Genomic DNA, 13,505 nt, shown 5'->3' with positions numbered 1-13,505 from the left:
AATGTGCTATAATACTAGAAAAATACTTGTGGAGGTTCCATCATGGCAATATTTTTCATGATTTTTCTGATTGTTTGTGTGCTCCTATTGGTGATAGTCACACTGAGTACGGTTTATGTGGTTCGTCAGCAGTCGGTGGCGATTATTGAACGCTTTGGGAAATACCAAAAGGTTGCCAATAGCGGTATTCACATTCGCTTGCCTTTTGGGATTGACTCGATTGCAGCACGCATTCAGTTGCGCTTGTTGCAAAGCGATATTGTGGTTGAGACTAAGACCAAGGACAATGTGTTCGTTATGATGAATGTGGCGACTCAGTACCGTGTCAATGAGCAGAGCGTGACAGATGCCTACTATAAACTCATGCGTCCAGAATCTCAGATTAAATCTTATATCGAAGACGCCCTTCGCTCTTCTGTTCCAAAATTAACCTTGGATGAATTGTTTGAGAAAAAAGATGAGATTGCCCTTGAAGTTCAACACCAAGTAGCAGAAGAAATGACCACTTACGGCTATATTATTGTGAAAACCTTGATTACCAAGGTCGAACCTGATGCAGAAGTTAAGCAATCCATGAATGAAATCAATGCGGCGCAACGCAAGCGGGTCGCAGCACAAGAATTGGCGGAAGCAGACAAGATTAAAATCGTCACTGCAGCTGAAGCCGAAGCAGAAAAGGATCGCCTTCATGGTGTGGGAATTGCCCAACAACGTAAGGCGATTGTGGATGGATTGGCAGAGTCTATCACAGAACTCAAGGAAGCCAATGTTGGTATGACAGAAGAACAAATCATGTCAATCCTCTTGACCAACCAGTATTTGGATACCTTGAACACCTTTGCTGCAAAAGGAAATCAAACCATCTTTTTACCAAATACTCCAAATGGTGTAGATGATATCCGTACACAAATCTTGTCAGCCCTCCGTGCTGAGAAGAAATAATAGACTAAAGAGCTTGGCAACAGGTTCTTTTTGTATTGCATTTGTTAAGAAAAGCAAAGAACATTGATATACATTTAACTAAAAATTATTGTATATTGTTGCCCTTAACTTGGAATGATAAGGGAATAACTAGAAAGATTTGTGAATACAGACTATTTCTGATATACTAAATATACAGTAATAATGAATGATGGGAGATGGGATGAAAGAATTTCAATTTGAGAGAAAGCAGCGTTTTTCTTTGAGGAAATATGCAATAGGAGCTTGTTCAGTCTTGCTAGGAACGAGTTTATTTTTTGCTGGTATGGGGGCTCAACCCGTACAGGCTGCAGAAACGAGTTCAGCACTAATTTCAAGTCATTATTTGGATGAGCAGGATTTATCTGAAAAGCTGAAATCTGAGTTGCAATGGTTTGAAGAAAATAAAATTGAGGTAAAAGAGGGAAAAGAATACTACTTTATCTATCGAAAATTGGCTACAAGATTACCAGAAACAGGTCTATTTTCTAATGATGGGATGTTTATCATGGGAGCAGGATTATTATTGCTTTCCTTCACTTTAATCAGGAGAAAAAAGGGAGCGTCTTACTTCCTTGTGAGCGTCTTTGCTGTTGGTGGTTGGGGAGCATCCATCTCTGCTTTAGAAAATCTGGTAGAATTGCAACCAGTCCTTGTTAAGAGAGTAGAAGGTCAGTTTCTACCAAGCCCTGAAAGAGTCCAAGGATATGAATTTACGGGATATTATTTGGTAAGAGATAGTGGTAACAAGGAACTTTCTGTTGATAAGGTAGAGTTGCCAGCATTATCTCAAAAGGAGGAAAGTGCAGAACCTCAATCTAAGAAGATTGTACCACAGACTGCATCGCATTTTAGCTCGACTGAAGACCTTGTGCAATCTCCTCAACCATCCTACGCAGTTGAGAAAATTGTTGAAGTTCCTGTAAGCAAACAAGCTCCTGATGAAATTGTGCCCATAGGGACTAAGGAAGAAGTTGCAGGAAATCCCCAAGTAGAACAACCGAAAGCAGAAGATAATAGTGATTATAAAACAAGTCCTGAGGAAGGTGTGTTAAATGCCACAGTAGAGAAACCAGAATTGCTAGTCACTACAGAGGAGGTTGCTTTCCAAACGATAGAACAAGAAGATGCAACCTTAGCTAAAGGGCAAACTAAAGTTGTTCAAGAAGGTGTTGTTGGTGAACGCACCATCTATACGGAAGTCACTATCGTTAATGGGGAAAAATCTAGCAAAGTTATAGAAAATATAATCACAAAAGAACCGGTGAACAAGGTGATTGCAGTTGGGACTAAGGAAGAAGTTGAACCCAAATCTGAGGAAAGTAGACCAGTTCAACCTGAAAAAACTCCAATAGTAGAGAATGAAACAGAGAAAAAACCAGCTGATGGAATAGGACAACCAAGACCAGGAGCAGAAGAAACGCCGGGTACAGAAGCAACACCAGGAGAGAAACAAACACCTGACAAACCTGAAGCCGAGCCGAAACAACCAGATCCAGCAAGCTCAGCCGTGGAATCAGGGGGTGAGGAAAATCAAACTCATGCCCCACAAGGTACTGAGTCTAAGCAACCATCTAAAGAAACTGCTGAGACCAAAGATTCTGAACCAGCAAGCCCAGCCGTGGAATCAGGAGGCGAAGAAGATCAATCTCCTGCGGAACAAAAGGGTGAGGAGAACCAGCTGGAGAATCCAGTTGAGGGGGTAAAAGATGTTGGTGAGTCTGCCCCACAAGAAACCCAAAAACAAGCAGAACAAACACCTCCATCTCCAGAGGTCAAGCCAAGTCAAGGAAACGAACCAGAATCAGCTGTTCAGCCTGAACCCTTAGCTCCCCAAGAGCAACCAACTGTCCCAAGTTCAGTAACGAAAGAAAAAGTACTGGACTATAAAACAACATATAAAGCTTCACCAGCTTTAAATTACAAAGAGCAACAAGTAGAAGTAGCAGGCGAAAACGGTAAGGAAGTGACAACTACTTCTTACAGTTTTGATGAAAGTACTGGGAAAATAGTAGAAAACACTTCAACAAAGATAGAAAAACATCCAGTAGATAGAGTTGTTAAGGTTGGGAATGTAGAAGAAACAAGATCAACAGTCAAAAGAGGTGAACAGTTTGTCGCGGATGAGTCACTTGATAAAGGTGTCAAAGAAGTCAGAAATCAAGGTCAGGATGAAGAAACGACAACAATAAAAGTTTACAAAGTAAATGAACAAACAGGAGAATTAACTGATCCAGAAGTTTCAACAAAAGTAGCCAAAGCAATGCAAGCGAAAATAACGGCAGTAGGAACAAAACCAACAGTTCAATCACAAGAAATTCCTTTTAAGACAATTTATAAAGCATCGTCAGATTTAAGTTACAATGTGCAACAAGAAGAGACACCAGGGGAGAATGGTAGCTCAGTATCAACTACAAAATACACAGTAAATCAAGAAACAGGAGCTATCTCAGAAGAAACTACAACAGAGAACACTCCAGCTAAAGACAAAATAGTAAAAGTTGGTAATGTGGAAAAGATAGTATCACCTATAGAAATTACAGAGGTGAAAAAAGACGCTCCTGAACTTCTGAAAGGAAAAGAAAAGGTTGAAGATGAAGGTGAGCAAGGGGAAACAACCGTCACTAACACTTATGAAGTTAATCCGGAGACAGGAGAATTAACAAATCCAACTGAGAAAACTGAAGTAACTAAAGCTATGCGCCAAAAAGTAATCTTGGTTGGTACTAAAGAAGACAAACCACATCTATTTCCAGAAAATAGCGAGTTAGAAAATGCAGTGGATGTGATGGAAGCTAGTAGAGAAATGAAGTCTGTAGACTTCTTAACAGATGAAAACTTTAAAGCGCAACTAACTCCGCCTGCTTTAGAAATAGAGCGTGATTTTTATAAAAAACGCAGTGAGTTGAAAAAAACTAATCCGGCGATAACTGATGAAGAAGTAAAAGAAATTCTACGAAAAGAATATCTTGAAAAATTATCGATTAAAGAAACACTCGATGCGACTAAAACCGATTTAGAAGCTAGTTTGAAAAAAGTTGCGGCGCATACCTTGAGTATTTTAGGTGACAATCAACAAAATAGAGAAAAAGTAAAAGGTGATATTGAAGCTAATAAAGAGAAAATATTACTAGGGTTATCCTATATCAATCGTTTTTATAATATTGATTTTGGAGATACCAATATCCGTGATATTCTAGCTTATAATCCAAGCTCATTTGGTAAGAAAGAGGTTACTGCTTTAGATTGGTTAACACACCTTGGGTCTATGAGTTATGATGAATTAAGATTAACCAATAGTCCAAAAACATTTGAGAAATACTTCGGAAAAATCACAGATAAACCAACGCTATTAGATTTCCTAGATTACAATAGAACTACATTCACTAATATGGATGGCGATACGTGGTTGAAGAAAGCGACTAAAGCTATCGTAGTTGAAAAAGCTTCGAAAGAAAAACCTGATGAAAAAGTAGACTTATATACAAAATTAACTACCCCTCCTGAGAAATATGGAGCTGAAAATCGTCAAATAGAAAGTAGAAGACAACAAAATGTAGCTACATTATTAGGGTTGGTAAATATCAAAGAGCCAAGCGTGTATGCTATAACTAACATAGCGACGGTAACCTACGGAAACATCGGAACGTATATGGATACTTCTTTAGAGAAAACCAATAAAGCTAAGTATACCGAAGAGCTTAATAAGGTTAAAGAATTGATAGAATTAACTGCGACAAGACAGGCTGATTATATCGATACTCTATATCGAATTACAAAAGAAGAAAATCGTCCGAAACTGATTACAAATAGAGTGATTGTCGATACGATGAAAAAATATACGACGAATACGTCTGCTGGAATAGCGACAACATGGTCTAAAGAATCAGGATCAACAGCGGATAAAGGGGTTAAAGACTTTATGACACCTCTAGGATTGTATTCACCATCGCAAAATGTAGGTGCAGAAGCCAATGGAGTGGGTGTCCGTTACTTTATAGATAGAGTTCTTGATGATAGAGGTTCAGCGACTTACTCTCACGAAATGACGCATTTATTAGACAGAACAGTACTGTTTAATAATCATGGTCGTCGAGATGGTACAGCGGCAGAGTTTTATGCCCGAGGAATCTTCGAGAACTCTTATACACCAGAGACAGATACATATTTCAACTTAAACTTTGTTTATGATGAAACTAATAAAAATGGTTTCTACAACAAAACACCAGATAGATTCAAAACAGCTGCAGATTTGAAATCTTATATGCATGGAAGTTTTGATGTGTTATATAGTTTAGATTATTTAGAGGCAGAAGCAACAAAGCAACTTTCAGCAGAAGACAAGACGAAATACTTCAAGAAAATAACTCCGATAAATTCAACTGGGACTAGAACACCCGTAACATATACAAACCAAGCGGTTAAAGCTACGCATAACAGTGAAAAAATCTCAGAAATTACACTAGATGAAGCGAGAGATCTATCGGATATCAATAGTCTGATTGACAATAATATTTTAGTTAATCGTTATATCATAAATGGATTTTATGCAACAGGTGATGTAAAAGCTAATGGGTATTATTTAGTGGATATGTTTGATACCATTTATGGTGTTAGTCAAAATGACTCTGGTATGAGTGGGGATATCACCTTTAGAAAACAAGCTTTTGAACTTATGGGAGCTTTGGGCTATTATGAAGGATTTGTTCCTTATGTGTCAAATCAATACAAAAACCAAGCTGAAGAAGAAGGCAAACCGCTATCTGATAAATATATTTTCGATAACATTTTAGGAAAATCTTACGCAGCTTTCAAAAAAGAGCAAATAACTGAGCGTGTTGAGAAATTAGGTAAGTTAAAACCAATTACTATAAATTACAACGGAAAAGAAGAAGTGATTGATAGTAAAGAAAAATTACAAGAGCTTATGAATAAAGCTGTTTTAGCTGAACTAGCCCAGATAAAAGCAGGAAACACAACGGCTAAAAAGTTTAAATTTATCGAAACACCCGTTCAAAAACTGAAAAAAGCGATTTATAAAGCTTATCTCAAAGATTCAGATGACTTTAGACAATCGATTTACAATAGTTAAGACAAAAGGGACATCTCTCTGGAATGAACATTCAGAGAGGTGTTTTTTTGCGCTCTTGTAAGGTTTGACTTTATTAGTTTGCTTGAATATGGAGTGATTTTCAGACTTTTCCACAAATTATAGAATCTTTTCTGAGTATTTAGGGAGTGATAGAGGAAGTCTTGAAAGCGCTTTTGTTTTGTGCTATAGTCAAGTAAATCGAGTCGTTTAAAGAGGAATGCTTGTATGAGAAGAGAAGAAGTTTTACGAAATCACTGGTTTTTTAGCCAAGAGGTGGGGAAAGAAGAAGCCTTGGCACCGGATTTTCAGAGGGAAAATTGGCAGACCATTCAAGTGCCACATGACTGGAGTATTTACAATGATTTTGACCAGTATTCGCCAGCGCAAAATGAGGGTGGTCAGTTAAACGGGGGTCAGGCTTGGTACCGGACGCAGTTTTACTTGGAAGAAGATGCCAGTCTTGTATCGGTGCGTTTGTTGTTTGACGGGGTTTACATGAATGCCCAAGTCTATATTAACGGGCAAGTGCTGGGCTATTATCCCAATGGCTATACACCCTTTTCTTATGATATCACCTCTTATCTAAGAAACGATGGGACAGCCAACCAGCTTGCGGTTTTTGTGGAAAATAAGCAACCTAGCAGTCGTTGGTATTCGGGCAGTGGTGTTTACCGAGAAGTAAAATTATTGATTAGAGATTTGGTGCATCTGGATTTATATGGGATTAAGATAGAAAGTCCCAAGCTCAAGGAGCAAAGAGATGGATGGGTGGAAACTCAGCTTGAAAGTAAAGTTTCAAATGATGGGCCTCAGTCTGTGTCGGTATATTTAGAACAGAGTATCTGGTATGATGGACAACAGCTGTCAGACTGGCAGGCGACAGACTCTCTAGTGATTGAGTCTGGGGACAAATATTCTTTCCAACAAGCCATATCAATTTTCCAACCTTTGCTTTGGGATATTGACCATCCTCATCTCTATCAGTTGAAGACTCGCCTTTATAAAAATGGCATTTTGGTTGATGAAGAAGAGGAGACCTTTGGTTACCGCTATATGGATTGGCAAGCGAATAAGGGATTCTTTCTAAATGGTCGCTGGTTGAAGATTCATGGGGTTTGTCTGCACCATGACTACGGAGCGCTGGGAGCTGTGGAAAACAGGTCAGCTGCCGAGAGACGCTTGCGCCAGATGAAGGAAATGGGCGTCAATGCTATTCGAATCACACATAATCCAGCCAGTAGCATTTTGCTGGATGTGGCTGCCAGAATGGGCTTACTCATCCAAGAAGAAGCCTTTGATACCTGGTATGGAGGCAAGAAAGAATATGACTATGGTCGCTTTTTTGAGAAAGAAGCGACTCATCCAGAAGCGAAGGCAGGCGATTTCTGGTCAGATTACGATTTGCGCACCATGATTGAGCGTGGCAAGAACAATCCAGCGATTTTTATGTGGTCCTTAGGAAATGAAGTTAGTGAAGCAAATGGAGATGCTTATTCATTGAAGACGATCAAACGCTTGCTAGAAAGGGTCAAGGAAGTGGATGATAGCCGTTTTGTGACCATGGGAATGGATCAATTCCGCTTTGGCGATGGTTCTGGAGGTCATGAAAAGATAGCCAATTTGCTGGATGTGGTGGGCTTAAATTACTCGGAAGATAATATTGACGTGATTCGTAAAAGACATCCCAAGTGGCGACTTTACGGGTCTGAAACTTCATCAGCTACAAGGACGCGTGACAGCTATTTTCGCCCAGCTAAGGAATGGGTTGGGGATAATCGTCGCGTGCGGAATTTTGAACAGTCGGACTATGGCAATGATCGAGTTCCTTGGGGGAAGACAGCGACGGCTTCTTGGATAGCAGATAGAAATCGGCTAGACTATGCGGGTCAGTTTATCTGGACAGGAGTGGACTATATCGGTGAGCCGACTCCTTGGCACAATCAAAATGACACGCCTGTAAAGAGTTCCTATTTTGGGCTTGTGGACACAGCAGGGATTCCTAAAAATGATTATTATCTCTATCAAAGTCAGTGGGTGGACGTAAATCAGCATCCCATGGTTCATATCCTGCCCCACTGGAATTGGGAAATCCACAAGAGTTATCAACAAGTTGTGGATAAGTATGGGGATATCCCTGTTCGAGTGTATTCAAATGCTGGTTCAGTAGAGCTATTTCTCAATGGAAAATCTCAAGGCAGGAAAACCTTTCAGGAAAAATGGACTTCAGACGGTAGAACATACCAAGAGGGACAAGGTTCTGATCAACTCTATCTTGAATGGCCTTTGGCTTATCAACCGGGAGAATTGCGTGCTGTGGCCTATGACTGTCAAGGTCAGCTTGTGGCAGAAGATAGGGTGGTGACTACAGGTAAGCCAGCAAAAATCGGGTTACATGCCGAGAAAACACAACTGGAGCCAGATGGGCAAGATCTCCTCTATCTTTATTTTGATGTATTGGACCAAGCTGGAAATTGGGTGCCGACTGCTTCCAATCAGCTTCATTTTGAAATTGAAGGTCCTGCTCGCATTGTGGGTGTGGATAATGGCAGGCAGGCCAGTCGTGAACGTTATCAGGCTCAGAAAAATGGTCGTTTTAAGCGGAAAGCCTTTCATGGCAGAGGTGTCCTCTTAGTTCAGAGCTTGGAACAGGTAGGCCAAGTGAGAGTAAAAGCCAGTGCTAGAGGGTTAGAGCCAGCAAGTTTTGATCTCTTAGTGGGGGAGGCTTTTGATTGTCAGCCAGTGAAAAATCAGAGCTTATTTGAGATTCGAGTGGACAAGCAGGCAGGATTGCAAGAAGGGGATTCCCTAGCCATTGGACTTTATCCACAAACTGTGGATAACCCTGTGAACAAGGTGGGGAATAGTGAAGTGATTTGGGAGACGAGTGGTAGTGCCCACGCTATTATCAAGCAGGGAGTGCTTCATTGCTTGTCTGCAGGAGACTTGGCTATTCGCGCCTTTTATCAAGGGAAAACCTATCAAACTCATTTGCAGGTTGCAGAAAATACCTCACTAGAGCAGGCAGTTTCTGTGCGACCACTTCGCTTGTATACAGATAAGGGGACTTATCCACAGCTACCATCTTCAGTCTTGGTAGACTATGAGTCAGGCGGTGCAAAACGAGTCAAGGTTGTTTGGGAGGAGATTCCTGAAGAAGATTTGGCAAGATTTCATGAGTTTACGGTATCTGGCCAGCTGGAAGGGCTGGATTTAAAGGCTTCTGCTCAGGTTTGTGTCCAAGGGATTTGCGCTATTGAGCCTGAAAGGGTTTGGACACTTATCAAGGAAGCTCCACACTTACCAGATCGAGTTAAGCTAGTCTTATCAGATGGCAGACGAGATACGGCCAAGGTGACTTGGGATGAACTCGATCCTCAAGTCTATGCTCAGGTAGGAAAATGTATGCTCACAGGGCAGGTAGCGGGCTGTGAGTTGCCAGCAACAGTCACCATTCATGTGACAGGTGCCAGTGTAGATGGGGAAGTTATTTCCAATCAGTGGACAGGGTCTAACCTGCCTCTGGTCTTTGCTTCTCACTCAGAGCCGAATCACCCAGCCTCTTACCTCAATGACAAGGTCATTGCTCGGAAGAAATCGACAGCCAATACTTGGATTGCCAAGTCAGAGCAAGCTAGCGTGGGCATTCTTTTTGGAGATGCAGGGATTTTAAAACCGCGATTTGTGGATAATGTGACCTTGTATTATGTTGAGAATCAAGAATACGTGGCGATGGAGCCTACTTTTATTGATTATTATGTAGGGAATGAGCCTGCCCTGCCTCGGACCCCCAACCATTTGGATAAGGATTCTCTGCTCAAACAAGAGGAGAATTGGCACCCTGTATCAGCTATCCGAAAAGTTTCAAGCGACAAGGCTGAAGGGCTTCGTTTTGAATTTGACAAGGTGGAATCCTATGCCCTTCGTCTTCGATTTGAAGGCTTGACCAGTCCCCTAGCGTTAACAGAATTGCAAGTACATGCCAAAAAAGTAAAGAAAAATGTAGATAGGAAGTAATATGGTAAGAGAAATAAAACCGCATGGCCCCTTGCCTAGTCAGGCCCAGCTAGCTTATTTAGAGGATGAACTAGCAGCCTTTATCCATTTTGGACCCAATACCTTTTATGACCAGGAATGGGGGACAGGTCAGGAGAATCCTGAACGCTTTAACCCGACAAGGTTAGATGCGCGTGAGTGGGTTCGTGTGCTCAAGGAAATGGGCTTTAAAAAGTTGATTTTGGTGGTCAAGCACCACGACGGCTTTGTCCTCTATCCGACAGCTCACACAGATTATTCGGTCAAGGCCAGTCCTTGGAGGAATGGAGAGGGGGACTTGCTCCTTGAAGTATCCCAAGCTGCCACAGAGTTTGATATGGATATGGGGGTCTACCTATCACCCTGGGATGCCCATAGTCCCCTCTATCATGTGGACCGAGAAGCGGACTATAATGCCTATTATCTGGCACAGCTGAAGGAGATTTTATCAAATCCTGTCTATGGAAATGGAGGGAAATTTGCTGAGGTCTGGATGGATGGTGCCAGAGGAGAGGGCGCTCAAAAGGTCAATTATGAATTTGAAAAATGGTTTGAAACCATTCGTGAACTGCAGGGAGATTGCTTAATTTTTTCAACAGAAGGCACTAGTATCCGCTGGATTGGCAATGAACGAGGGTATGCAGGTGATCCACTGTGGCAAAAGGTGAATCCTGACAAACTAGGAACAGAAGCAGAGCTGGATTATCTTCAGCATGGAGATTCTTCAGGCACTATTTTTTCAATCGGTGAGGCAGATGTTTCCATCCGGCCGGGTTGGTTTTACCATGAAGAGCAGGATCCTAAGTCACTTGAGGAGTTGATCGAAATCTACTTTCACTCGGTGGGTCGGGGAACTCCACTCTTGCTTAATATTCCGCCGAATCAAGCTGGGCTATTTGATGCAAAGGATATTGAACGCCTCTATGAATTTGCGGCCTATCGCAATGAGCTCTATAAAGAAGATTTGGCTCTGGGAGCTGAGGTATCTGGTCCTGCTCTTTCCGCAGACTTTGCTTGTCGCCATTTGACAGACGGCCTTGAAACTAGCTCTTGGGCAAGCGCTGCAGACTTGCCCATCCAGCTAGAACTAGACTTAGGGGCGCCTAAAACTTTCGATGTGCTTGAGTTAAGAGAAGATTTGAAGCTGGGGCAACGAATCGCTGCTTTTCATGTGCAAGTAGAGGTGGATGGTGTCTGGCAAGAATTTGGCATGGGCTTTACCGTTGGTCATAAGCGTCTCTTGCGAGGTCCGCTAGTAGAGGCACAGAAGGTGCGCGTGATAATTACCGAGGCACAATCTATGCCTGTATTGACCAAGATTTCCCTCTATAAAACTCCTAGCTTATCACAAAAAGAAGTTGTTCAGGGACTAGCATTTGTAGAAAAAAGTCTAGCTGTAGCAAAGGGAGAGACTCTTCATTTTAGGGTTGAACGTAGCGAAAGTGACACTCCTTTGGAGGCTAAGATTTCGATTCAACCGGGGACAGGTGTCCATGGTGTCGCCTATCAGGATGAGATTCAAGTCCTTCAATTCCAAGCAGGGGAAAGCAAAAAAGACTTGAGCATACCAACCCTGTATTTTGCTGCTGATAAGACTTTAGATTTTTATCTAAATCTGACTGTTGATGGACAACTGATGGATCAAGCTCATATTTTAGTTGAAACGAGATAAAATATCTTTATAATTCATTTCTTTTCCGAATAAATAGATAGTAGCAGTAAATCTAGCAAACCTAGATTTAAAACTGTGGTATAATAAAAGGAGGAAAAGGATGATTCTAAGACATCCGGGCATTAGCCCAACCAACGACTTGGTTGCTAAGAAGATTTTTAGTAACCCAGAAATCACTTGTCAATTTATTCGCGATATGCTGGATTTACCAGCAAAAAATGTGACCATTTTGGAGGGAAGTAATATTCATGTCTTGCCTTCCCTACCTTACTCAGCTCAGGATTTTTACACTAGTATAGATGTCTTGGCGGAGTTGGATAATGGAACGCAAGTAATTATTGAAATACAAGTACATCATCAGAATTTTTTCATTAATCGTTTATGGGCTTACCTGTGCAGTCAGGTCAATCAAAACCTTGAAAAAATTCGCCAACGCGAAGGTGATACTCACCAGAGCTATAAACACATCGCACCAGTATACGCTATCGCAATCGTGGACAGCAATTACTTTTCAGATGACTTAGCTTTTCATAGCTTTAGTATGCGAGAGGATACGACAGGTGAGGTCTTAACTATCACAAATAACGGACAGGAAAACCATCTAGTCAAGATGGCATTCTTGGAATTAAAAAAATACAGAGAAACCAGCAAAGATGAGGTTCGCAAGCCCTGGTTGGAGTTTTTCGGGAATAAACCCTTTACTCAGGAACCCGAGCGAGCCATCAGCCAGGCAGACCAACTGCTGGACTACAAGAGCTGGTCCGAGGAGGACAGAAAAATGTTTAGTCAACTACGTATGCGAGAAGAACAAGCTTTACTAGCGCATGACTATGCCTTGGAAACAGCTAGGGCGGAAGGTATTGAACTGGGGTTGGAACGTGGTCTTGAACGTGGTCGAGCAGAAGGTATTGAACAAGGTTTAGAGCGCGGGAAAGTTGAGGGAAGTTTGTCCATGCTACTAAATTTAGTCCGTCAAGGTCTTCTGACTTCTGAGGTAGCCAGTCAGCAATTGGGGATAACCGTCGCTGAGTTTGAGGCATTGCTGTAAATAGGAACAGATGACATGTTGCCAAAATGAGGTAGCATGTTTTATTTTAGCTTTAGTTGTTAGTTGCAACAGGCAGACCAGCCAGAGAATGCTAACACTTTTAGGTCGTAATTAGGATGTGGAAGTCAGTCATATTTCTACGGTGAGGCGACTCTGGCGTATTTTGCCTTTGAATTTTAAGAGAATAGTGCATATGAGAGATAGGGTCTGGTTCTGTTGGGCTCTGCTAGAAAGCTATTAGAGAATCTGGGCATTTAACTGATAGGTTCTCTTTTTTGGAAGAAAAAAAGCTAAAAACCTAAAAATTTTTGTATATTTATTTTACGAATGTTTTGTTTAAAAATAGTAGAATAGTTCCTTTTAGGTATCAAAGTTATCTGCTTTTCAAAATAAAAAGATTTTATCCAAATTCATTTCCGAATTTCAGGTTTTAACACAATATAATAACATGCAGAAAACCAAAATATTTTCCTGATTTTAAAGTTAAAAAATTCATAATTTTGGTTATAAAAACGAACAAATTGTGAAAATTGTCTGAAAATGTTTTTTTTTTTTAGTAAATTTGATGAGCATTTAGTTTGCATATATATCACTTATCATGTACAATGAAGAAGTAAAGTATCATATGCAAAACCTCGTCCATGGCGAGGAATCTTTGCATGTAGATATGGAGATAAAAAAATATTTTTAAGGAGAACACA

The 13,505-nt window shown here is 41.0% G+C and carries 5 protein-coding genes; all 5 read left to right on the top strand.

The annotated features are described in order from the left end of the window. Positions 1-57: 57 nt before the first annotated feature. Positions 58-942, top strand: coding sequence for an SPFH domain-containing protein (locus tag HT721_RS03360; RefSeq protein ID WP_050252682.1), 885 nt, complete (start codon positions 58-60; stop codon positions 940-942). Between the two features lie 202 nt (positions 943-1,144). Continuing rightward, a complete protein-coding gene (locus tag HT721_RS03355) occupies positions 1,145-6,052 on the top strand; it encodes a ZmpA/ZmpB/ZmpC family metallo-endopeptidase (RefSeq protein ID WP_173228920.1) in 4,908 nt (1,635 codons plus the stop codon). A gap of 225 nt (positions 6,053-6,277) precedes the next feature. Beyond that, on the top strand, positions 6,278-10,066 hold the full coding sequence (locus HT721_RS03350) for a sugar-binding domain-containing protein (protein WP_173212879.1): 3,789 nt from the start codon (positions 6,278-6,280) through the stop codon (positions 10,064-10,066). A 1-nt stretch (position 10,067) separates the two neighbouring features. Beyond that, a complete protein-coding gene (locus HT721_RS03345; protein WP_173212877.1) occupies positions 10,068-11,756 on the top strand; it encodes an alpha-L-fucosidase in 1,689 nt (562 codons plus the stop codon). A 100-nt stretch (positions 11,757-11,856) separates the two neighbouring features. Next, on the top strand, positions 11,857-12,804 hold the full coding sequence (locus tag HT721_RS03340) for an Rpn family recombination-promoting nuclease/putative transposase (RefSeq protein ID WP_173212875.1): 948 nt from the start codon (positions 11,857-11,859) through the stop codon (positions 12,802-12,804). Positions 12,805-13,505 lie beyond the last annotated feature (701 nt).

The sequence above is a fragment of the Streptococcus sp. 4094 genome (assembly GCF_013277125.1).
Classification (GTDB): Bacteria; Bacillota; Bacilli; order Lactobacillales; family Streptococcaceae; genus Streptococcus.
This window is presented reverse-complemented; position numbering and strand designations above follow the sequence as displayed.